Below are 21,151 nucleotides of genomic sequence, written 5' to 3' on the forward strand. Positions count from 1 at the left end.
CGCACGGGCAGCCCGCGGGCCCGGGCGGCGGGTGGTCAGACCCGGATGACCTGCGGACCCCGCATCGCGTAGCGGTGTGCTTCCTGGGCGGACAGGGAAGTGGACGTCACCAGCGCCTCGAAGTCGCTCACCTCGGCGAAGCGGCAGAAGCTGACCGCGCCGAACTTGGTGTGCAGTCCGACGAACACCCGCCGCCGGGCAGCCCGGATCGCCTGCGCCTTCACTTCACTGACCGCCGGGTCGGGGGTGGTCAGCCCGTGCTCCCGGGAGATGCCGTTGGCGCCGACGAACGCCAGGTCCACCACGAAGCCGGCCAGCATCTTCGTCGTCCAGTGCTCGACGGTCGCCAGCGTGCCGCCGCGTACCCGTCCGCCGAGCAGCAGCACGGTGAAGTCCCCGGCGGTGGCCAGGGTGTGCGCCACCGGCAGCGAGGCCGTCACCACGGTCAGGCGACGGTCCGGGGGCAGTGCCTCCGCGATCAGCTGAGGAGTGAAGCCCTCGTCGATGAAGACGGTCTCCGCGTCGCCCAGCAACTCCACGGCCGCCGCGGCGATCCGCCGCTTCTCCGGCACGTGCATGGTGGTGCGGAAGGCGAGGGTCGTCTCGAAACCCGCACTCTCGACCGGATACGCCCCGCCGTGCGTACGCCGCAGCAGTCCGTGCTGCTCCAGTACCCGCAGGTCGCGGCGGACGGTCTCCTTGGCGACGCCGAGCTCGTCGGCGAGCCGGGCCACTTCGACGGAGCCCAGACGCCGCGCCTCGCCGACGATCTGCCGCTGCCGCTCCGCCGCGCTCATGGCTCGGCCGCTCCTTCCGTCGTCGGGACCCGTCACGTCTGCTGCTCCGTTCGGTCACGGACCCGCCCGTTCCTGCCCGGCTGTCGTCCGTGGAGGAAGTTCTACCGGGCCCGTGCGGGCACGACCAGCCTTCTGGTCCGATCGATCGTGACCGCTTATGCCCGTTCGGAGATCGATCATTGATCGCTCAAGAGGCGTTCAGCTGGCGGGCGGTGGTCTGGACCGCCGCCCGTTCCGGCCCGGCACCTGCCCGTTCACGGCCCGTTTCGCCATATGGGCCGCCCGAGTCCGTACGGGCAGCACCCCGGCGCGCCCCGCTCCCGGCGGGGACAGGGCGCGCCTTCCGGAGCGAACCAGGCGAAGGCGTACGGAGAGGGAGGGGGGGCAGGACGCGTCAAGACGCCGCGCGGTGATGTGCCGTGCTGTCACGCACCGCTCCGCCGACCGTCACCCGCCGGTCGCCCGGCCCGCGACCGTGCGGTGTACGAGGGGTGCGGACAAGACCCCTACGACCTGCGCGTACAGGGCCCGTACGGCGTGTCGCGGAGTGCCGGTGGCGGCCGGAGCGCCGACGTGCGGCACCCCTTCGGCAGGGCGTCCGCGGCACCACCGCCCGCCGCGGGGAGGTGAACGGCGCGCCCTGATACGACGATGCGGGCGGCGCCCTCCAACTGCCCGCCTCCCGCCCGCTCGGTCGCCCCCGTACGGCCTGTCCCGCACCGTCCGGCCGGCCGCTCCGCCCGGCCGCTCCTCCGCCGTCCGGCCGGACGCGCCTGCCAACTGGCGGTCGCCGAGCGGATACCGCCCATCGGGGACGCCCGGTACCTCTGCACGAGTGAAAGATCAGCCAAGCCGAACGGATGGTCAGCCCAGAAGGTGCCCGAAGGAGTTTGCTACCGCCCTGACGGGCTTTCCTCTGACCCCAACAGAGAGTCTCCGGACTCGACGGTAAGGACTTGATTCAGATGCGTAAGACCAAGATCGCCACCTTCGGCGTCCTCACGGCGGCTGCTGTCGCCGTCCCGGCCGGCTCCACGTTCGCGCAGGAGGCACAGTCCGCCGACACGCACACGCACACGCACAGGCACACCCACGCGGAGGCCGCGCAGCCCGGGAGCACCACCAGCGGCACCGGTACGACCGGGTACGAGGTGCAGCCCGGCGACACCCTCTCGGAGGTGGCACAACGGCACGGCACGACCTGGCCCGAACTGGCCGAGCGGAACCATCTCGCCGATCCGGACCGGATCTACCCGGGACAGCACCTGGAGCTGACCGGCGCCAAGACCCCGCGCCCCGGCCCCTCGACCCCGCCCCCCGCCGCGCAGGACACCACGCCACAGGTGCCCCAGCAGCCACAGGCACCCCAGGAGCCACAGACCCCGCCCGCGGGGGGCGGTGGCGGGACCCAACAGGCCCCCGACCACCGCAGCGCACCCGACTCCTCCGCACACTCGACGTCCGAGAGCGCGGCCAAGGCGGAGATCATCCGCCGGGAGTCCAGCGGCAACCCCAACGCTCAGAACGGCAAATACCACGGGCTGTTCCAGACCGACCAGCCCTGGGGCAGGGGCACGGTCGCCGAACAGCACGCCGGCGCCGAGCGTTACGTCAAGGACCGCTACGGTTCCTGGCAGGCGGCGCTCGCCCACCACAACAAGCACGGCTGGTACTAGAACCGGCCCGTGCGTCGCCGCCCGGAGCGGCCCGCACGGTCACCCGCACCCCGAAGTCCGCTCCCCGGGCAACAGCCGCGAGGGCGCGGGCAAGCCGGGACACGGACGGCCGCGCCCACCCCGCCCGGCCGTCCCGCCCCCGGCACCCCTCCCGCACGCCCCGGTCCGCTCCGCCCGTGAGCGGCCCGGGGCCCGGGAGGAACCGTCCGCCGGGCCCAACCGGTGCGCGCAGCACGGCAGGCCGCCCGCCTGCCGTGCTGTGTTAGCGTGAGCGCCGCCACAGGCAGTCAGGCCGGTCCGGACGCCGGAACCGGCCGACGCCGCTGTCGCACCTCGCGGCTCGGAACCGAACGGAGACCCCGTGCACCCCGACGGCACCGACTCCCGCCCCGCCACCGGCCCCGGAACCGGCGCCGCCCCGGCGGGCACCGACTGGGACACCCGGCCCGAGACGCCGGGCTCCGCGGCCGACGCCGCCGCGATCCGCGCCATCACCCTGGCGGCGTTCCCCACCGCGGAAGAGGCCGGGATCGTCGAGGCGTTGCGGGCCGACGCCGACGCCTGGATCGACGGGCTCTCCCTCCTCGCCCGCACGCCCGACGGCACCCCCGTCGGCTATGCGCTGCTGACCCGCTGCCATGTCGACGGCCACCCGGCGCTCACCCTCGGACCGTGCGCCGTACTCCCCTCCCACCAGCGCACCGGCGCCGGTTCGGCTGCCGTCCGCGCCGCCCTCGACGCGGCGCGCGCACAGGGGGAGAGCCTGGTCCTGGTGCTCGGACACCCCGAGTACTACCCCCGGTTCGGGTTCGCCCGCGCCTCCCGCTTCGGCATCCGCGCGCCCATCGAGGTGCCCGACGAGGCCATGATGGCCCTCCCGCTCGGGCCGCACGCGCATCCCGTCCCCAGCGGTGTCATCCGCTGGCCGGCGGCGTTCGGGATCTGACGGCACGTCACCTGCCGAAGGTGCCCCACCGGACGCGGCGGGGCATCCCTCCCGCCGGCCGGCCGGTCAGTCCTCGGCCCAGCCGTGGTGCTTGCCGAACTGCACCAGCCGCCGCCGGATGTCGAGGATCTGCGCACCGGTCAGGCCGGGAGCCGCCTCCAGCAGCAACTCGGTCACGGCGCTGGTGTACTCGGCGACACTCAGCACGTCGCACAGCGGCTCGTCACCGTCCTCCGTACGGGCCGCGCCGCTCTGCGGTGAGCGGCCCGAGCCCGGTGCCGACTCGAAGGGGGACGAAGTCCCCGGGTTGTGCAGCAGCCGCACCGAGGATGCCTTCAGACCCCGGTCACCGTCCTCGATCTCGAACTCCACCGCGACCCCGGCGTGCACGTAGGACTCCGGCATCATCAGGTCGTTCGCGTGCAGGAAAACGTCCTCGCCCCCGTGATCCGGAGCGATGAATCCGTAACCGCGAGCACCGTCGAACCGGACGACCCGCCCAGCAACCATGTCCACCCCAACCGCGACCCCGGGCCCCTTGCCCGGACACCTGCTCCGGATCTTAGCGAGCGGACGCCGTCCCGGGGACGGAGACGACATGTCGCGCCGGGAGGCGCGCGGAGGCGTCCGCCCGCTCGTCGCGCATCCGCTGATGAGGCGTCACGAATACTCCGCCTCGCGGTGGTTGGCGCGGATTTTCGCCCTTCGGTGGTTTTCCACCGGTACTTTCGGGGCACGCGGACAGATGCCGGGTTTCTTCTTCCAGCACCCGGATTTCCCCCCTCATCAGGTCGGTTCCCGTGTGCCGAGCGGCCCGGAACCGGGGAGAAGGCGCACATGGTCACCATCCTGCTCATCGCCGGCCTCGCGGTGATCCTGGTGGTCTCGGGCGGTCTCGCGCTCCGCATCCGCCAGGAGGCGGCACTCGACGAGGGACAGCGGCTCCAGCGGCGGTTCGGCCCCGAGTACGACCGTGTCCTGGCCCGGCACCACGGCGACACCAAGCGGACGTCACGGGAACTGCGTGCCCGCCTCAAGAAGTACGGGACCCTTCAGGTGCTGCCGCTCGGCCGGGAGACCCGCGAGCTGTGCCTGGCCCGGTGGAACACCGTCGAGGAGACCTTCGCCGACTCCCCGCGGCAGGCACTCGACGAGGCCGCCGACCTGCTGACCGCACTGGCCGCCGCGCGCGGCTACCCGATGACGGCCCCGCTGGAGGAGCGGGTCGCGGCGCTCTCCGTCCACCACGCGCGCCGCGTCCACGGCTACCGCTGCGTCCACGAGGCCGGCCCGGCACAGCACGGCACCGAGGCCGAGGACATGCGGACCGCGCTCCTCGAAGCGCGTGCCTTCTTCGACGCGCTGCTCCACGCCAGGCCGCACCCCTGCCCCCTGCCGCCGCAGCGCCCCGCCGGCGCCGTCCGCCCCCGGGTCGGCTGAGGGCCCCCGCCCGCGGGCACAGCCGTGGGGACAGGGCACACCGGGCGGCCGGAGTGCGGTGGAATGACATGCGGCTGCCCGGGCATACGGGGTGATCAGGGATAGGCTTTTCCAGGACGGCCGCCGCCCGATCCGCCGAGACCGGACCCGAGCAGTGGCAGGCGCAGGGCCCTCGCCCGGTCTGAGACGCCCGCCGATATGGAGTGGAACTGATATGGGCGTGAACCCTACCCCTCCCGGTCGAGACGCCCGTGACACCACACGGCGGGCGGGTGAGGTCATCGAACTCCTGGAAGTCCTCTGGGAGCGAGGCCGCAACGCCGCGTCCACCGCCCCCGTCTCCCCCTCCCAGCTCCGCGTCATGTACTGCGTGGACCGGGACGAGGGCATGAATCTGCGCACGCTCGGCGAAGCGCTCGGATCCGCGCCGTCCTCCGTCAGCAGGCTCTGCGACCGGCTGGAGGCCATCGGTTTCGTCGAACGCTCGCCCAGCCCCGTCAGCAGGCGCGAACTGGAACTGCGGCTGACCAGGCGCGGCCGTGCCTATCTGTGCGACCTGCGCGAACAACGGGAAGAGGCCCTGGTGGAGATCCTCAACACCATGCGGCCCCGCGAACGCGACGCCCTTCTCAAGGGACTGCGCAGCTTCGTCGACGCCGCGGAGGGCACCTCGTCCTCCCCTTCCCGGGGCGCGTCGGCCGACACCGCGCTCAGACCCGCCTGAACCCCAGCGCCCCGCGTGACGGCCCTCCCCGCCCGCCCGGGTTTGCCGGGCGCGCACCGGGCAACCCGCCACCGCATGGCTGACCCTGTGAAGAACGCGAAGGGAAGTGCCCAGCAGGCGACCGCCGCGGCTGCCAGGACCGCCGGCAAGGCGGGACAGGCGGCGGGCCTGGCCGGGGAAGTGGCCCGGAAGAAGGGGGAGGAGGCGAAGACCGCGCTCACATCCGCGACCGCCACGGCGGGTACCGCGGCCACGGCGGGGCTGGCAGCCGTCAAGCGCCGCAAGAAGCTCGCCGCCGGCGCCGCCGGCGGACTCGTGGCGCTGCTGGCGGGCGCCTTCGCACTGGGCCGCACGACCGCCCGCGACTGACGCTTCCGCACGACCGCCGCTCGCGACGGACGGGACGGACGCGATGGGTGGGGCGGCCCGCGTCCTGCGGGGCGGACCGCGATCGGTGGGACTGCTGTCCCCGACGGGACGGACCACGACCGACGGGGCCATTCGCGTCCAGCGGGACGGATCGCGACGGGTGGGGCAGTCCGCGTCCTGCGGGGCGGTCCGTGACGGCGGGACTGACCACGTCCGGACGGGACGGACCGCGACCCGCGGGACCGACCACGTGCGACGGGACCGAGCTGACGGGCGCCGCATCCCGGGCCGGACGGCCCAAGTACCGGACGTGCCCTGTCCGGCCTCCGCGTCGTCCGGCCCGGGGAGCGGCGTGCCGGCCGCCTCAACTGCCGCCCGGGCCCGCCTGGATACGGCCCCTTCCCGTCCGGCCGCCGCCCCGCCCCGCCGGCCTCCGCCCCGTCCGCGTGCCCGGGGCCGCCCGGATAATGAGGCGGCGGCGTGCGCACGGCGCGCCATGGGTACGGCGAGGGCGGAGGCAGGCATGACCACGGCACTGGTGGTGCAGAACACGGCACGCGGCGGACCCGGGCGGTTCGGCCGCTGGCTGGCCGAGGCCGGGGTCACGCCCGACACCGTGCACGCCTACCGCGGCGATACGCTGCCGGCCCGGCTGACCCACCAGGCCCTGATCGTCCTCGGCGGGGGTTATCTGCCGGACGACGACACGCGAGCCCCCTGGCTGGCCTCCACGCGCGCACTGGTACGGCAGGCCCTCGACAGCCGGACGCCGGTCTTCGGAATCTGCCTGGGCGGCCAGCTCCTGGCGCACGTCGCCGGCGGCAAGGTCGCCGCGGAGCACGGTGAACCCGAGATCGGCAGCACGCCGCTGACCGTGCGCCCCGAAGCCGCCGCCGACCCTCTCTTCGGCGCCCTGCCGCGCCGGGTGACGGCGATCGAACGGCACCGGGACGCCATCACCCGACTGCCGCCCGGTGCCGTCTGGCTCGCCCACAGCGCGCACTGTCCCTACCAGGCGTTCCGGGTGGGGGACCGGGCCTGGGGTGTGCAGTTCCACCCCGAGGTCGCCCCGGACCAGCTGCTCGGCTGGGACCCCGCGCGGCTGGCCGTGCACGGGCTCGACCCCGGCACCCTCCACGACCGGGCCCGTCAGGACGCGGAGGAGGCCACTCCTGTATGGCGGGGGGTCGCGCATCGTTTCGCCGAGGCGGTGCACGAGTCGGTGAGTGAGGCTTCCGGGCGGGGCGCCGGACAGTGAGCGGCTGCCCGGCCGAGCCGCTCGCCCGCCCTCATCCGGACACGAGGGCGGGCGAGCGGGGTCCGGCGGCCAGGTGCGATTCCCTCACGCCTCCGTGGCCGGGACCGGCGTCGTGTGCGGCTCCTGGGGCGCGTCCAGCAGGGAGTCGTCCTCCACACGGGCGCCGGGCAGCCGGTGCCGGGCGGCGATCAGCGCCGCGTCGACGTCGCGGGTGCCGGTGGACACGCACAGTGTGTAGGCGACGTCGTTGAGCCGCTGCCGGCTCTCCGGCGAGCCGTCCTCGGCGTGCAGGGCGCTGAGCGCCTCGTACTGCTCCACGAGATCGCGGAGAACGGCGGGGTGGGCCATCAGCATGGCGGGTGCTCCTTTCCCGGGGGCGTCCCGGCGGGGGGTGTCGTCGCCGGCCGTGCGGCGCGGGCGGTCAGACGCGCGCCGCGCAGCGCGGACGGGCGGGACGGCGTTCGTGCTCGACCCGGTGACGGACGTACTCGAAGCTCTTGTTCAGCAGGCGGGAGACGTGCATCTGGGAGATGCCCAGCTCCTGCCCGATACGGGACTGGGTCATGTCGCGGAAGAAGCGCATGTACAGCACGCGGCGCTGCCGCTCCGGCAGCTCCCGCAGACACGGCTTCACCGCCTCCTTGGCGACGACCGTCTCGTAGTCGGGCTCGGCGTGGCCGAAGGTGTCGGCCAGGGAGAAACCGTCGTCGCTGTCGCCCGCGGTGGCGTCCAGGGACAGCGAGCGGAAACTGCCGATGGCCTCCAGCCCGGCCTCCACCTCGTCCACCGGCAGGCCCGTGTGCTCGGCTATCCGCTCGGTCGACGGGGTGCGGTCGTCCACCCCCGTGCTCAGCTCCCGGATCGCGGTGCGCACCTTGTTGCGCAGCTCCTGCACCCGGCGGGGGACGTGCACGTCCCAGGTGTGGTCGCGGAAGTGGCGGCGTATCTCACCGGTGATCGTCGGTACGGCGAACGGCACGAACGGTGTGCCGTGCGACGGGTCGTCGCGGTTGACGGCCTTGACCAGGCCCAGCGCGGCGACCTGCTCCAGGTCCTCCAGGCTCTCGCCGCGACTGCGGTACTTGGCGGCCAGCCGATGGGCCATCGGCAGCCACGCCTCGACCAGCCGGTCGCACAGCTCCTCCCTCTCGGGGCCTTCGGGCAGCTTCGCGAGCCGTTCGAAGTCCTTCGTGGTGTCGGGCGCGTCGTCGTGGCTGTGCCGTGCTCGCTGGGGCCGGTACCGTACGGCGCACATGGGGTTGGCTCCTCCCTGTGTCGTGGACACGTGGACCAACCGCGGGGGGTGCGGACCGGGTGGACACACCCGGGGCTGCTCCCGCGGATGTGCCTGTACTCCCAAGCACTCGGCGTCTCGTCTATCCGGCACCGCGGCTCGTAAACACACAGCCCGCCGGCTACCGGTAGAGCACCGCCTCGATCTTCGGGTCGTGCACGTTGTGGCGGTCGTACCAGTAGTAGCCGGTGTCGACGGTGCGGGGCAGCTCGCCGCCCCCGTGTGCCTTGAGCGCCGCGTCCACCACGCCGCGTCCGATGGCGAGCGGGTCCTGGGTGATGGCGCCGACCATCCGGCCGTCCTCCACGGCGTCGATCTGGCCCTTCCCGGAGTCGAAGCCGACGGTCTTGATGTTCTTCCGGCCGCTCTCCTCGACGCCCTGGATGACGCCCATGGCGGAGCCCTCGTTGGTGCCGTAGACGCCGTCGACACCGGGGTTGGCGGTGATCACGGCCTTGGTGATGTCGGCGGACTTCGTCTGGTCGCCGCCGCCGTACTGGACGGGCAGCAGTTCGATGCCGGGCGCGTGGTCCGCCATCCAGCGGGCGAAGCCGTCACGCCGGTCGATGCCCGAGCCGCTGGTCTGGCTGTGCGCGATGACGGCGACCTGGCCCTTGCCGTGCAGTGCCGCTGCCAGCCGCCGGGCGGCCTCGGCCGCGGCGGCCCGGTTGTCGGTGGCCACGGTGGTGCGCGGGATCCGGCTGTCGACGCCCGAGTCGAAGGCGATGACGGGGATCCCGGCGCGCCGTGCCTTGCGCAGCATCGGTTCGGTGGCCCGGGAGTCGAGGGCCGCCAGGGCGAGCGCGTCGGGCCGTCTGCCGACCGCGTTGGTCACCTGGGTCACCTGAGTCTCGACGTCGCTCTCGGTGGCCGGGCCCTGGAAGCTGATCTCGGCGCCGCGCCGCTCCGCCTCCTGCTGCGCGCCCTTGCGCACCGACTGCCAGAACTGCTGCTGGAAGCCCTTGGAGACGATGGCGATGTACGGTTTGCGGCCCTCGCCCGCCCTCTCGCCGGCCGCGCAGCCGCTGAGCGCCGCCAGCAGGACGGCCAGGGCGAGGGCCGCGCCGCGCCGCGGCCGGGGGGTCACCGGATGCTCCGTTTGCGGGCCAGGTCGGCCCAGACGGCGACGACGATGACGCTGCCGAGGATCACGTTCTGCCATTCCTGGGGGACCGCGAGCACCTGGAGGCCGTTGTTCAGCACCGAGATGATCAGCGCGCCGATGACGGTGCCGCCGATGGAGCCCTTGCCGCCGTTGAGGGAGGTGCCGCCGATGACGACGGCGGCGATGGCCTGGAGCTCGTAGCCCATACCGGTCGCGGGCTGGGCGGAGCCCAGGCGGGCGGAGATCAGGATGCCGGCCAGGCCGGTGAACAGGCCCGCCAGCGTGTAGACGACGATCTTCCATTTCCGTACGTCGACACCGGAGAGCGCGGTGGCCTCCTCGTTGCTGCCGAGGGCGTAGGTGTAGCGGCCCAGCACCGTACGGCTGAGGGTCACGCCCGCCAGGAGCGCGACCGCCGCCAGGATGAGCACCGCGTTGGGGAAGTCGGTGCCGGGCACGATGCTGCCGGTGGAGATGTCGGTGTAGGCGGTGGAGTCGAAGTAGATCGGGGCGCTGCCCGAGACGACCAGCGCCAGTCCGCCCGCGACGAGCATCATCGCGAGGGTGGCGATGAACGGCGGCAGCCCCAGCACGGACACGTTGCAGCCGTTGACGAAGCCCAGCAGCGCGCCGAACAGCAGGGTGCCCAGGACTCCGACGGCGATCGGCAGCCCCATGTCGGTGATGAGCACCCCGGCGACGACGGCGCACAGCGCCATGCCGGTGCCCACGGACAGGTCGATACCGCCCGAGATGATCACGAAGGTGGCGCCCAGCGCGAGGGTGCCGATCACCACGGTCGCGAACAGGACGGAGGTGATGTTGCCGTAGCTGAGGAAGATCGGGTCGGCGACCGCGAAGACCACGCAGATCACCACGAGGCCGCCGAGCGCCAGGAGCTGCTGGAGGCGGCCTCGCAGGGTGCCGCCGTGCGCGGTCCGCGGCGGGGCGGAGCCGTCCGGTGGTGCGGAGCCGTCCGGTGGGGACGCGGGTGCCGTCTCGGCTGTCATCGGGTTCCTGCCTCCGGGGTGCCGGCGGGGTCGGACGCGGGGGAGGGGGCCGGTCGGGTTCCGGGCCGGCCGGGGCGCAGCGTGGCGTAGTGCATGACGTTCTCCTGGGTGGCCTCGGCGGCGGTCAGTTCCGCGGTGATGTGCCCCTCGGCCATCACCAGGACGCGGTGCGCCATGCGCAGCACCTCGGGCAGGTCGGAGGAGATCATGACGAGGGCCTTGCCCTGCTGGGCCAGCGTGTCGAGGAGGCGGTAGATCTCCTCCTTGGCGGCCACGTCGATGCCGCGGGTGGGCTCGTCGAAGACGAGCACGTCGCAGTCCTTGGCGAGCCACTTGGCCAGGACGACCTTCTGCTGGTTGCCGCCCGAGAGGTGGCGGACGGGACGGTCGAGCGACGGCGTCGCGACGTGCAGCGCTGACACCAGCTCCGCGGCGCGTTCGCCGACGGCCCGGTCGCGGACGAAGCCGAAACGGGCAAAGCGCTCCCGCAGCGCTCCGAGCGCGATGTTGGTGTCCACACCGTCCTCGGGCAGCAGGCCGAGCCGTTTGCGGTCCTCGGACAGATAGCCGATGCGGTGCCGCGCCGCGTCGGCCGGGTTGCGGATGCGGACCGGCCGCCCGCGCAGGGTCACCGTGCCGGAGGTGACGGGGTCGGCGCCGATCAGGGCGCGGGCCACCTCGGTGCGGCCCGCGCCCATCAGGCCGGCGAAGCCCAGGATCTCGCCCGGGTACAGCGCGAAACCGACGTCCCGCAGCAGTGTCCGGGTGCTCAGCCCGGAGACGGTCAGCAGGGGCTCACGGGCGGCCGGTGCGGGGCGCGGCCGGGTTCCGGTGCCGATTTCGCGGCCGACCATCTTGGCGATGACGTCCCGCACCCGTGTCTGTGCCGTCTCCATGGTGGCGACGTACTGGCCGTCGCGGATCACCGTGATCCGGTCGCAGAGGGAGGTGAGTTCGGCCATGCGGTGCGAGATGTAGATGACGCCGGTCTCCGGGCGCACGAAGCGGCGGATGAGCTGGTGGAGGGTGCGCACCTCGGCGTCGTTGAGCGCGGCGGTCGGCTCGTCCATGATCAGGACGCGCGGGTCGTGGGAGAGCGCTTTGGCGATCTCCACCATCTGCTGCTGCGCCACGGTGAGGCCGCCGACCCTGCGGTGCGGGTCCAGGGGGAGCCCGAGCCGGCCGATCAGTTCCCGGGCACGCGCGTCCAGGGCCCGGCGGTCGAGCAGGAATCCGGCGCGGCGGGGTTCGCGGCCGATGAAGATGTTCTGGGCGACCGTCAGATCGGGCAGCAGATTGAATTCCTGGTGGATGATGCCGATGCCCATTTCCTGCGCGTGCCGGGGACCGGTCGGGCGGAGCGGCGCACCGTCCAGGAAGAAACGACCCGTGTCGGGGCGGTGGATACCGGAAAGCAGTTTCATCAGTGTCGATTTGCCGGCGCCGTTCTCGCCGACCAGGGCGAGCACTTCGCCGTGCCGCAGCGAAAGCCGCATCCGGTCCAGGGCCTTGACGCCGGGGAAGGTCTTGCTGACTTCTTCGACTTCGAGCAGGGGGCGGGTGTCGGTCAGCACGACGACTCCTCAGAAATCGATTTCAGGGAGTCTAGAAATGGCCGCTCACCAACGTCAACAGCCGTGCACTGCCGCATTGTTCGACGTACCGGGGGTGGGAGACGAGGCGCGGGAAGTGGTGGCGGTGGCAACCGTGCCGCGGGGGCCGGTCAACGCCCGTTGACGGTGAAATCGATTTCTGCAAGCCTGCGCGCATGTCCCGCAACGCAGTCCTCGGCGTCGACATCGGCACCTCCAGCAGCAAAGGCGTCCTGGTCGCGACCGACGGCACGGTGCTGCGCTCCGCCGTACGCGAGCACACCGTCGACCGGCCCGCCCCCGGGCACGTCGAGATGGACGCCGGCGTGTGGTGGGACGAGACGGTCTCGCTCTGCCGCGAGCTGACCGCCGGGGCCGACGCCGACGTGCTGGCCGTAGGTGTCAGCGGCATGGGCCCCTGCGTCCTGCTCACCGACGCCGACGACACCCCGCTGCGCCCGGCCGTGCTCTACGGTGTCGACACCCGCGCCGGCGCCCAGATCAGCCGGCTCGACGCCGAACTCGGCCGGGAGGAGATCCGCCGCCGCTGCGGCTCCTTGCTGTCCAGCCAGGCCGCCGGGGCGAAGATCGCCTGGATCGCCGACGAGGAACCCGGACTCTTCGCCCGCGCCCGGCGGTTGTACATGACCAGCTCCTGGCTGGTCCGCAAACTCACCGGCGCCTACGTGCTGGACCACCACTCGGCCAGCCAGGCCACCCCGCTCTACGACACCCACGCCCAGGACTGGTACACGCCCTGGACCGAACTCGTCGCCCCCGGCCTGCCGATGCCGCCCCTGCGCTGGTCCGGGGAGGCGGCCGGCACCGTGACGGCCGAGGCCGCACGGCTGACCGGGCTCCCCGCCGGCATCCCCGTCATCACCGGCACCGTCGACGCCTGGGCGGAGGCGCTCAGCGTCGGCGCCCACCGGCCCGGCGACCTGATGCTGATGTACGGCACCACGATGTTCCTCGTCCACACCGTCCCCGACCTGCTCACCGACCCCGCGCTGTGGAGCACCGTCGGTGCGCTGCCCGGCACCCGCAGCCTCGCCGGGGGCATGGCCACCTCGGGCGCCGTCACCGGCTGGCTGCGGGACCTGTTCGGCGACGCCGACTACGCCGGACTGACCGCACTGGCCGAGGACTCCGGGCCGGGCGCCAACGGGCTGCTGATGCTGCCGTACTTCGCGGGCGAGCGCACCCCGCTGATGGACCCGCAGGCCCGCGGCGTCATCGCCGGCCTCACCCTCTCCCACACCCGCGGCGACCTGTACCGCGCCGCGCTGGAGGCGACGGCGTTCGCGGTCCGGCACAACATCGAGACGCTGGAGCGGGCCGGCGGAGACATCCGCCGGATCGTGGCGGTGGGCGGCGGCACCAGGGGCGGGCTGTGGACCCGGATCGTCTCCGACGTCACGGGCCGTCCCCAGCAGTTGCGCACCGTCTCGCTCGGCGCCTCCTACGGCGCCGCCCTGCTCGCGGCCCGCCTCGTCGGCGACGCCTCGGCCGACGCGTGGAACCCGGTGGCGCACACCGTCACCCCCGACCCGGCGGCCACCGCCCGGTACGAGGAGCTGTACGGGCTCTACCGCCGGCTCCACCCGGCCACGGCCGACGTGGTCCACGCTCTCGCCGCCCGCCAGGAACGCTGACGGCGCGGGCCCGGCGCTCCTTGCCGTATCGCCGGTACGGCCCGGCCTCAGCCGCCCTCCGTCAGCCCGTGTTCGGCCAGGGGGCCGACCCGCCAGCCGGCGTCCCGGCAGCGGGCGAGCAGGTGGGGGAGCGCCGAGAGCGTCACCCGCCAGGACCCGGGGGCGCTGTTGCGGTCGCTGTCGTGCAGCAGGACGGTCGCGCCGCCGCCGAGCCGTCCGCCCAACTGGGCCAGGACGCCCCCGGTGTCGGCACCCGGCTCCCAGTCGCGGCCCCAGGCCGTCCACAGCACCGGGCACAGCCCCGCCCGCCGGGCGGCCCGCCAGCGGGTGGCGGTCAGCACCCCGTACGGCGGCCGGTACCAGCGGGGCCGGGCGCCCCCGGTGCTGTGGACGGCCGCCGCGGCGCGCGCCAGGTCCTCGCGGTCGGCGACGGGGCGCGGCAGCCACGGCGGTTTGTGCTCCCAGCAGTGCACGGCCAACTCGTGGCCCTCGGCGGCCATGGACCGCACCAGCCCCCGGTGCCGCAGGACGGCGGCCCCCTGGAGGAAGAACGTGGCCCGCACGCCCAGCCGGTCCAGCTCGCGCAGGAAGTACGGCGTGGACCGGGCGTCGGGTCCGTCGTCGAAGGTCAGCGCCACATGGTCCGGACTGCCGCGGCCGTCCAGCGTGGGCAGCAGCAGCGCCCGCACCGCCGGCAGCCAGCTCGCCGCCGGCAGGATGTGCCAGGCGGCCACCGCGACGGGCGCGGCAGCCGCGGCGGCGGCCACACGGCGGGAGCTCACCACATGCCCTCCTCCTCGTCCGTCTTTCCGGCCACGGCGGGCGTTCTGGCCAGCTGCACACTGCCCACGCTGATCAGTGCCAGGGCGATCAGTTCGGGCACGACCAGCCAGCCCAGGGCCAGCCGTTCGTCGAAGAGGGTGGCGCCCAGCACCACGCTCAAGAACGCGTCGCCGAGGGTGAGCGCGGGCTGGGAGGCGACCAGGGTGCCCGCGTGGAGGGTCAGTTGCAGCAGCAGGAAACCGGCGAGCCCGGCGACGACCACCCCGTAGGTCTGCCATGCCGTCAGCAGCCGCACCAGCCCGTCGTCGGCGAGCCGGGAGATGGCGTCCTTCATCAGGGCGGCCGTCACCCCGAACAGCACGGCCGTGGCCGAGCCCAGCACGGTCGCCCGGGGCGCGGACGGCAGCCGGAACGCCACCACGACCAGTACCGCCACCAGTACCGCCACCAGGGGCGCGGCCACCAGCCAGCGGCCGTCGGGCACCGACGCCCTGCCGCCCGAGGGCCACACCAGCGCCAGCAGCGCCGCCAGCCCCACCACCATCGCGACGAACGCGCCCCAGGCCCGGCCCCCCGCCCGCTGCCGGAAGACGAGACTGCCCAGCATCAGCGTGAACAGCAGTTCGGTCGTCATCACCGGCTGCACCACGGCGAGCGGCCCGGTGGCCAGCGCCCCCGCCTGGCACACCCCCGACAGCACCAGCGTGGCGGCCCCCCACAGCCACACGGGACGGCGCAGCAGATGCGGCAGCCACGACAGCCGCCGCCCCGAGGGGCCGGGGCCCTCGACGGCGGCGGCGCGCCGCTGCAGTACCGAAGCGGCGGCGTTGCCCAGCGCCGCGAGCAGCGCCAGCACGACCGAGACCGCCGTCCACAGCACGTGCGGGCCTACCCGAAGCGCTGGGCGAGCGTGCGGAAGAGCCCGGGGGCCGCGCCGTGCAGCCAGGCGGGGAGGGCGAGCCAGGAGGGCACATAGGCGTTCGGGCGGCCGGTGCGCAGCGCCCGGCACACCGCTCCGGCGACGTGCCCGGCGGGCACCGGCCGCGGGCGGTCGCGGTGGTAGGGGGCGCCGCGGCGCTGGAAGAACGGGGTGTCCACCACGCCGGGCAGCACCATCGACACCCGCACCCCGCTGGGTGCCAGTTCGTAGCGGAGGCTGTCGGCGAACGCGGTCAGCCCCGCCTTGGTCGCCGCGTAGACGGCCTCCCCCCGCACCCCCACGCTGCCCGCCAGGGAGCCGATCAGCACCAGCCGGCCGGAGCGCTGCCGCACCATGCCGGGCAGCAGCAGCCGCACCAGGTGCAGTGTCGCGTTCAGATTGACGGCCAGCACGTCGTCGATGTCCTGGGCCGGCATCGTGGTGAACGGTCCGGCCCAGCCGATGCCGGCGCCGGCCACCAGGGCGTCCACCCGGCCGCTGTGCGCCAGTGCCTCCTCCGCGAGCCGGGCGCGTGCCCGCGGGTCGCTCAGGTCGGCGGCCAGCGGCACACCGCCCGTCCGGGTCGCGATACGGGCCAGCCGGTCCTCGTCCCGGCCGCTGAGCAGCAGCCGCCAGCCGCCCTCTGCGGCCAGCTGTTCGGCGACGGCCGTCCCGATGCCGGACGACGCGCCGGTGACCAGCGCCACCGGCCGATGGCCGCGCCCGCCCGGCGCCGTACCGGGGGCCCCGGACGGCGCGGGCGGGCCGGCCGGCTCCGGCCCGGGCGGCCGGCCGGGTGGCTGCCGGCCTGGTGCACGGGACGGGGAGCGCGAGGCGGCGGGGGTCTGCGCGCTGAGGAGGGAGTGTGCCTGACGGCCTTCGGATCTGCCGAGCCTGTCGAACACTTAACGCCTCCGGTGAGCAGTACGGGCCGCGCGGGGCCGGGAACGTGTACGGGGCGCGGCACGCCCCGGATCCAGCATGCTGGCAACCGGGCGGCACATCCGCCCGGAGCCGTGCCGGGACCGGCCGAACCACCTGTTCGGCTCTGTGCCGTCCGCCGCCGCCCGCTCGCCGCCCCGCCGGGTCTGCGACGGTGCGCAGCAGGCGCCGGCGGGCGGCGCCCCGAGTGTCGGTACCGCGTCGCCGCCGGTCGCCCAGCACACTGGTCTGCGGGTGGCCGAACCGGGCCCGGACGTGCCCGGCCGGGCCGGCACCGGGGGTGCCGTCGGGGCCGGGCCGCCGCGCCGCCCCAGGCCGCGCCCGGTCCGCTGTCCGACGACCCCTGGAGCCCCATGCCGCACCGCTTCCTGCTGCTGAGTGCCGGCATGGGCGCGGGCCACGACACGGTCGCGTACGAACTCGCGGACCGGCTGCGGGCCCGCGGCCACGCCGCCGTCGTCCACGACGTCCTCACCCTGCTGCCGGCGGGCACCGGCCGCGCGCTGCGGGCCGGATACCGCGCCACCGTCCGGCATCTGCCGAGCCTGTACGGGGCGGTCTACACCGGGTTCCTGGCCCGGGAACCGGCTGCCGGGCCGCGCCCCAGCAGTGCCCCGCTGGCTGCCCTGGCCGAGCGTCCGCTGCTGCGCACCGTCGCCCGGTGGCGGCCCGACGTCGTCGTCCCCACCTTCCACCTGTGCGCCCAGGTGACCGGCCGGCTGCGGGCGCGGGGTGCGCTGCCGGTCCCATCAGCCGTCGTCGTGGTCGACTTCGCCGTCCACCGCGGCTGGCTGCACCCCGGCAACGACCTCCACTTGTGCGTCACCGACACGGCCGCCCGCCAGGCGCGGGCCGGCACGGGACGCCCGGCCCGCACCACCGGGCCCGTGGTGCCCGGCCGTTTCTTCGCGCCCCGGGACACGGACGGGCAGTGGCGCGCCCTGCTGGACGGGCACCCGCCCGCCCCCGGCGCGGCGCCCCCCACCCGGACCGGCGGCAGACCCGCCGTGCTGCTGTCCACGGGGGCCTGGGGAGTGGGGACCGGACTGCTGGAGACCGCGGGGCAACTGGCGGCGGACGGCTGTCTGCCGGTGCTGCTGTGCGGCAACGACGGGGGACTCCGCCGCCGGGCCGCCGCACTGCCGGGAGTGCTGCCACTCGGCTGGGTGACGGACCTGCCCGGGCTGATGGCGGCGGCCGACGTGCTGGTCGACAACGCCGCGGGACAGACCGCCGTCCAGGCCCTGGCCGCCGGGCTGCCGGTGGTCGGCCACCGGCCGCTGCCCGGCCATGCGGTGGCCGGCGTGCAGGAGATGGCCCGCGCCGGGCTCTCCCGCCATGCGGCCGGGCAGGGCGAACCCGCCCGCACGGTCCGCGCGCTGGCGGCCCCGGGCTCCGACCGCGACCGGCAGACCACGGCAGCGCGTGCCGTCTTCCGCGGGGACGCCGCGGCCGAACTGGAACGGCTGGCGGCCGACGGCCGGGTGGCATCCGAGCCGGCGCGATGAGGGCACGCCCCGCGGCCGGGTGGGGGTGCAGCGGGCGTCTCCCTCGTGGCGGGGGTGCGCGCCGGGTGCACACCATGGCGGTTTCGCCGAAGAGTCGGGCCGTCGTGTTCCCTGCCGCCTGGCCGTGACGGTGCCGGATCGGCTGCGCGCGAGGCCGTGACGCGGGGGCCGGCCGCCGGTGCATCGGGCGTCTTCCTCGTGGCGGGGTGCGCGCCGGGTGCACACCATGGCGGTTTCGCCGAAGAGTCGGGCCGTCGTGTTCCCTGCCGCCACGTACGCCTGGCCGTGACGGTGCCGGATCGGCTGCGCGTGAGGCCGTGACGCGGGGCCGGGGGCAGGTCAGCGGCGGATGCTGTAGTGGATGATGCGGGAGCGGGCCGCCTGTTCGCTCAGCCCCAGGGCCTGCGCCGCCGTGTCCCAGGGGATCTCGTCGGCGTGCACGTTGTGGGCGGCGGCCTGCCCGCCGGCGGCCGTGATCCGCTCCAGCTCGCCCACCGCGCGCAGCGCGGCCAGCGGTGCCTCGTCGGCCAGCGCCATGAGCCGGGCGGCCAGGCTCTCCAGTGTCTCCTCCAGTTGGACGGGCAGGGGCACGGAGCGGGCCTCGACGTCGTTGATGTGCTCGCTCCAGTCCTGCCAGGCGGCCGAGTCGTCGAAGTCGCGCCAGTTGCCCAGCTCTTCCCAGTCGACGGGGTAGTCGCGCTCACCCCGCCAGCCGCAGGCGCAGGCGGCCCGCACGCCTGCCGCCCGGGGCGTGGCGAGCCGGCCGCTGTAGGCCCACCACTCGCGGGTCTGCGCCATGTGGGCGCCGCTGCCCGCGTCCAGGCAGGCCGGCCCGGGTTCGCTTCCGTCGGCCAGCACCGCCCCCGGCCACCCCTCGTGGGAAGCGCCGAACTCCTCGTTCCTCCACGCCATGAATCCTCCTCGCGGCGGCCTCGCAACCCGGGCACGGGTCCCGTGGGCCCGAGAATGCCGCACAACCGCCCGTGTGTACCGGCGAACGCCGGAATGGGCCGTGCCGCGCCGAGCCGGCCCGCGCGGGGCCGCACCCGGCCCGGGGCCGGTGGGGCCGGGGCGGAGCAGGACGGGCCGGTGGGCCGGGAGGCGCGGACGGGGCGGACGGCAGGCGGCGCCACGGTGGTGCGCCGGGGGCGCGTTCCCGTGTCGCGCGCCGGGACGGGGGCACGTCCGCCGTCGCGGTGCTCCAACCGCCGGGGGCGATGAGGCGCGGCGCCCGCACGGCGGCGTCATGTGTGCGGGCCGTGCGGGGAACCAGGGGCGGGTACGACTGTGGGGGACAACCGTGGGGGGTTCTCGTGACCGACCGTCACCCGGCCGGCGCCGCACATCTGGCGCTGCTGGTCGTCTACACCGATCACCTCGAAGAGGCGCACCGTTTCTACTGCGGACTCGGTCTTGCCTTCGTACGGGAACAGCACGGCGCGGGGCCGGTCCACTACGCGTGCACCCTGCCGGACGGCACCGTCCTCGAACTCTTCCCGGCGGGGGAGGGGCGCCCGGTCTCGCGCGTCCGGCTCGGATTCCATGTGGCCGGACGGGAGATGACGCCGCCGCTGCCGCCCGGCCGGCATGTGGTGCGGGACCCGGACGGGCGGGCCGTCGAGCTGTACGCCGGATGAGGTCCGCCGGGGTGCTCGGCGGCAGGGGCGGGGGCCGCGGAGCCGGGCCCCGTTGTGGATCTTGTCGTGAAGCCCTCTACCCGGAAGCTTGATCGACTCTTACTGTTGTCAGCTGTCCGACCGTCAGCTTCGAACACCCACTGAACGATTCACGACCTCATTCGGCCAAGATCAGCCAACAACAGCCGTGAACGCCCCTCGAACGGAGATTGCGACGCACCGTGGACGTTTCCGAGCCCCTCACCCTGGACCCGACCGGCAGCGACCCGCACGGTGAACACCTGGCGCTGCGCGAGCGCGGCCCGGCGACCCGGGTCGACATCCTGGGCGTCACCGCCTGGTCCGTCAGCGAGCCCGCGCTTCTGAAGAAGCTGCTGACCGGACCGGACGTGTCCAAGGACGCCCGCCACCACTGGCCGGCCTTCGCCGAGACCGTCCCGACCTGGCCGCTCGCCCTGTGGGTCGCCGTCGAGAACATGTTCACCTCCTACGGGAGCGACCACCGCCGGCTCCGCCGCATGGTGGCGCCCTCCTTCAGCGCCCGGCGGGTGGCGGCGCTCGGCGAGAGGGTGGAGAGCATCGTCGACGAACTGCTCGACGCGCTGGCGGCCACCACTCCCGACGGCGAGGCCGCCGACCTGCGCGAGCGGTTCTGCTACCCGCTGCCGATCAAGGTCATCGGCCATCTGATGGGCGTGCCGGAGGACCACCAGGAGGACTTCCGGGCACTGGTCGACAACGTCTTCGCCACCACGCTCACGCCGCAGGAGGCCGCCGACAACACCGTCAAGCTGTACGAGGTGCTGGACTCCCTCATAGCCGAGAAACGGGACCACCCCGGCGACGACATGACCTCCATGCTGATCGCCGCCCGTGACGAGGAGGGGGACGGGTCGGCGCTGACGGAGACGGAACTCCGCGACACGCTGCTGCTGATGATCAGCGCCGGCTACGAGACCACCGTCAACCTGCTCGATCAGGCCATCACCGCGCTGCTCACCCACCCCGAGCAGATGGCGCACGTGCGCGAGGGCCGGGCCAGCTGGTCCGACGTGGTGGAGGAGACCCTGCGCTACGAGCCGGCGGTCAAGCACCTGCCGCTGCGCTTCGCCGTACGGGACATATCCCTGCCCGACGGCCAGGTGATAGCCAAGGGCGAGCCGATACTCGCCTCGTACGCGGCGGCCAACCGGCACCCGGACTGGCACGGGGAGAGCGCCGACTCCTTCGATCTGACCCGCACGGCACCCGGCCCCGAGCACCTGGCCTTCGGACACGGCGTGCACTTCTGCCTGGGCGCCCCGCTGGCCCGGCTGGAGGGCGTCACCGCACTGGAGAGGTTCTTCGCCCGGTTCCCCGACGCCCGGCTGGCGGTCCCGGCCGGTGAACTGCGCCCGGTGCCCTCCCTCATCACCAACGGCCACGAGCGCCTTCCGGTGGTGCTGCGCCCGGCCGCCTGAGCGGCGGCCCTCCCGCCCGTGGCAGCGCCTGCCGCG

General features: G+C 74.1%; 21 protein-coding genes. 10 read left to right on the plus strand and 11 right to left on the minus strand.

The window, feature by feature from the left end; all coding sequences use genetic code 11:
* Positions 1-35: 35 nt before the first annotated feature.
* On the minus strand, positions 36-797 hold the full coding sequence (locus tag IO40_RS0117090; protein WP_016471152.1) for a DeoR/GlpR family DNA-binding transcription regulator: 762 nt from the start codon (positions 795-797) through the stop codon (positions 36-38).
* A gap of 965 nt (positions 798-1,762) precedes the next feature.
* Here IO40_RS0117090 and IO40_RS0117095 point away from each other — a divergent pair.
* Together IO40_RS0117095 and IO40_RS0117100 are read left to right on the plus strand one after the other, a co-directional pair.
* Positions 1,763-2,473: a LysM peptidoglycan-binding domain-containing protein gene (locus IO40_RS0117095; RefSeq protein WP_031175692.1), complete on the plus strand. Its 711-nt coding sequence runs from the start codon at positions 1,763-1,765 to the stop codon at positions 2,471-2,473.
* A 481-nt stretch (positions 2,474-2,954) separates the two neighbouring features.
* Positions 2,955-3,419: a GNAT family N-acetyltransferase gene (locus IO40_RS0117100; protein ID WP_041968775.1), complete on the plus strand. Its 465-nt coding sequence runs from the start codon at positions 2,955-2,957 to the stop codon at positions 3,417-3,419.
* A gap of 66 nt (positions 3,420-3,485) precedes the next feature.
* Here the strand turns inward: IO40_RS0117100 and IO40_RS0117105 are convergent, their stop codons facing one another.
* Entirely contained in the window at positions 3,486-3,929 is a 444-nt protein-coding gene (locus IO40_RS0117105) for a cold-shock protein (protein ID WP_016471156.1), read from the minus strand.
* Positions 3,930-4,256: 327 nt separating this feature from the next.
* Here IO40_RS0117105 and IO40_RS37655 point away from each other — a divergent pair, with 327 nt between their 5' ends.
* From IO40_RS37655 to IO40_RS0117125, 4 genes are all read left to right on the plus strand, one after another.
* A complete protein-coding gene (locus IO40_RS37655) occupies positions 4,257-4,859 on the plus strand; it encodes a hypothetical protein (RefSeq protein WP_016471157.1) in 603 nt (200 codons plus the stop codon).
* Positions 4,860-5,073: 214 nt separating this feature from the next.
* Positions 5,074-5,583, plus strand: a complete 510-nt coding sequence (locus IO40_RS0117115; protein WP_031175694.1) for a MarR family winged helix-turn-helix transcriptional regulator — start codon at positions 5,074-5,076, stop codon at positions 5,581-5,583.
* Between the two features lie 75 nt (positions 5,584-5,658).
* Positions 5,659-5,952 (plus strand): hypothetical protein, encoded by a 294-nt coding sequence (locus IO40_RS0117120; RefSeq protein WP_135566764.1) that lies wholly within the window; start codon positions 5,659-5,661, stop codon positions 5,950-5,952.
* 523 nt (positions 5,953-6,475) lie between these two features.
* The gene (locus IO40_RS0117125) at positions 6,476-7,210 is read left to right on the plus strand and encodes a type 1 glutamine amidotransferase (protein WP_031175695.1); all 735 of its coding nucleotides are present in this window, start codon (positions 6,476-6,478) and stop codon (positions 7,208-7,210) included.
* An 84-nt stretch (positions 7,211-7,294) separates the two neighbouring features.
* On the opposite strand, the gene IO40_RS0117130 is transcribed toward IO40_RS0117125, so the two are convergent.
* From IO40_RS0117130 to IO40_RS0117150, 5 genes are all read right to left on the minus strand, one after another.
* Entirely contained in the window at positions 7,295-7,564 is a 270-nt protein-coding gene (locus tag IO40_RS0117130; protein ID WP_016471163.1) for a DUF5133 domain-containing protein, read from the minus strand.
* Between the two features lie 67 nt (positions 7,565-7,631).
* Positions 7,632-8,465, minus strand: coding sequence for a SigB/SigF/SigG family RNA polymerase sigma factor (locus tag IO40_RS0117135; protein ID WP_016471164.1), 834 nt, complete (start codon positions 8,463-8,465; stop codon positions 7,632-7,634).
* 160 nt (positions 8,466-8,625) lie between these two features.
* Positions 8,626-9,591, minus strand: a complete 966-nt coding sequence (locus IO40_RS0117140; RefSeq protein WP_031175696.1) for an ABC transporter substrate-binding protein — start codon at positions 9,589-9,591, stop codon at positions 8,626-8,628.
* The gene (locus IO40_RS0117145) at positions 9,588-10,619 is read right to left on the minus strand and encodes an ABC transporter permease (RefSeq protein WP_016471166.1); all 1,032 of its coding nucleotides are present in this window, start codon (positions 10,617-10,619) and stop codon (positions 9,588-9,590) included. Before IO40_RS0117145 ends, IO40_RS0117140 begins: the two co-directional genes overlap by 4 nt.
* On the minus strand, positions 10,616-12,193 hold the full coding sequence (locus IO40_RS0117150; RefSeq protein ID WP_016471167.1) for a sugar ABC transporter ATP-binding protein: 1,578 nt from the start codon (positions 12,191-12,193) through the stop codon (positions 10,616-10,618). Before IO40_RS0117150 ends, IO40_RS0117145 begins: the two co-directional genes overlap by 4 nt.
* A gap of 194 nt (positions 12,194-12,387) precedes the next feature.
* Between IO40_RS0117150 and IO40_RS0117155 the strand changes: the two genes are divergently transcribed.
* On the plus strand, positions 12,388-13,866 hold the full coding sequence (locus IO40_RS0117155; RefSeq protein ID WP_031175697.1) for an FGGY-family carbohydrate kinase: 1,479 nt from the start codon (positions 12,388-12,390) through the stop codon (positions 13,864-13,866).
* Positions 13,867-13,913: 47 nt separating this feature from the next.
* On the opposite strand, the gene IO40_RS0117160 is transcribed toward IO40_RS0117155, so the two are convergent.
* Genes IO40_RS0117160 through IO40_RS0117170 form a run of 3 tightly spaced genes read right to left on the minus strand, consistent with a single transcriptional unit; the run spans position 13,914 to position 16,275 of the window.
* Positions 13,914-14,651 carry a polysaccharide deacetylase family protein gene (locus IO40_RS0117160; RefSeq protein WP_031175698.1) on the minus strand — a complete coding sequence of 246 codons (738 nt, stop codon included), beginning with the start codon at positions 14,649-14,651 and terminating at the stop codon, positions 13,914-13,916.
* Entirely contained in the window at positions 14,645-15,529 is an 885-nt protein-coding gene (locus IO40_RS0117165) for a DMT family transporter (protein ID WP_016471170.1), read from the minus strand. Before IO40_RS0117165 ends, IO40_RS0117160 begins: the two co-directional genes overlap by 7 nt.
* Positions 15,530-15,537: 8 nt before the next feature.
* Positions 15,538-16,275, minus strand: a complete 738-nt coding sequence (locus IO40_RS0117170; RefSeq protein WP_041968763.1) for an SDR family NAD(P)-dependent oxidoreductase — start codon at positions 16,273-16,275, stop codon at positions 15,538-15,540.
* 588 nt (positions 16,276-16,863) lie between these two features.
* Here IO40_RS0117170 and IO40_RS0117175 point away from each other — a divergent pair.
* Positions 16,864-18,018, plus strand: coding sequence for an MGDG synthase family glycosyltransferase (locus tag IO40_RS0117175; protein WP_031175699.1), 1,155 nt, complete (start codon positions 16,864-16,866; stop codon positions 18,016-18,018).
* A 339-nt stretch (positions 18,019-18,357) separates the two neighbouring features.
* Here IO40_RS0117175 and IO40_RS0117180 read toward each other — a convergent pair whose 3' ends face one another.
* The gene (locus IO40_RS0117180; protein WP_031175700.1) at positions 18,358-18,930 is read right to left on the minus strand and encodes a hypothetical protein; all 573 of its coding nucleotides are present in this window, start codon (positions 18,928-18,930) and stop codon (positions 18,358-18,360) included.
* A 401-nt stretch (positions 18,931-19,331) separates the two neighbouring features.
* Between IO40_RS0117180 and IO40_RS0117185 the strand changes: the two genes are divergently transcribed.
* Positions 19,332-19,655 carry a VOC family protein gene (locus IO40_RS0117185; protein WP_016471174.1) on the plus strand — a complete coding sequence of 108 codons (324 nt, stop codon included), beginning with the start codon at positions 19,332-19,334 and terminating at the stop codon, positions 19,653-19,655.
* Between the two features lie 221 nt (positions 19,656-19,876).
* Positions 19,877-21,115 (plus strand): cytochrome P450 family protein, encoded by a 1,239-nt coding sequence (locus IO40_RS0117190; RefSeq protein ID WP_016471175.1) that lies wholly within the window; start codon positions 19,877-19,879, stop codon positions 21,113-21,115.
* Positions 21,116-21,151 lie beyond the last annotated feature (36 nt).

The sequence above is a fragment of the Streptomyces albus subsp. albus genome, assembly GCF_000725885.1.
Classification (GTDB): Bacteria; Actinomycetota; Actinomycetes; order Streptomycetales; family Streptomycetaceae; genus Streptomyces; species Streptomyces albus.

Bases quoted from the DNA above. Each gene is read 5' to 3' on its own strand.
- IO40_RS0117090 (WP_016471152.1), bottom strand. From the start codon at position 797: ATGAGCGCGGCGGAGCGGCAGCGGCAGATCGTCGGCGAGGCGCGGCGT.
- IO40_RS0117095 (WP_031175692.1), top strand. From the start codon at position 1,763: ATGCGTAAGACCAAGATCGCCACCTTCGGCGTCCTCACGGCGGCTGCT.
- IO40_RS0117105 (WP_016471156.1), bottom strand. From the start codon at position 3,929: ATGGTTGCTGGGCGGGTCGTCCGGTTCGACGGTGCTCGCGGTTACGGA.
- IO40_RS37655 (WP_016471157.1), top strand. From the start codon at position 4,257: ATGGTCACCATCCTGCTCATCGCCGGCCTCGCGGTGATCCTGGTGGTC.
- IO40_RS0117115 (WP_031175694.1), top strand. From the start codon at position 5,074: ATGGGCGTGAACCCTACCCCTCCCGGTCGAGACGCCCGTGACACCACA.
- IO40_RS0117120 (WP_135566764.1), top strand. From the start codon at position 5,659: ATGGCTGACCCTGTGAAGAACGCGAAGGGAAGTGCCCAGCAGGCGACC.
- IO40_RS0117125 (WP_031175695.1), top strand. From the start codon at position 6,476: ATGACCACGGCACTGGTGGTGCAGAACACGGCACGCGGCGGACCCGGG.
- IO40_RS0117130 (WP_016471163.1), bottom strand. From the start codon at position 7,564: ATGCTGATGGCCCACCCCGCCGTTCTCCGCGATCTCGTGGAGCAGTAC.
- IO40_RS0117135 (WP_016471164.1), bottom strand. From the start codon at position 8,465: ATGTGCGCCGTACGGTACCGGCCCCAGCGAGCACGGCACAGCCACGAC.
- IO40_RS0117145 (WP_016471166.1), bottom strand. From the start codon at position 10,619: ATGACAGCCGAGACGGCACCCGCGTCCCCACCGGACGGCTCCGCACCA.
- IO40_RS0117155 (WP_031175697.1), top strand. From the start codon at position 12,388: ATGTCCCGCAACGCAGTCCTCGGCGTCGACATCGGCACCTCCAGCAGC.
- IO40_RS0117175 (WP_031175699.1), top strand. From the start codon at position 16,864: ATGCCGCACCGCTTCCTGCTGCTGAGTGCCGGCATGGGCGCGGGCCAC.
- IO40_RS0117180 (WP_031175700.1), bottom strand. From the start codon at position 18,930: ATGGCGTGGAGGAACGAGGAGTTCGGCGCTTCCCACGAGGGGTGGCCG.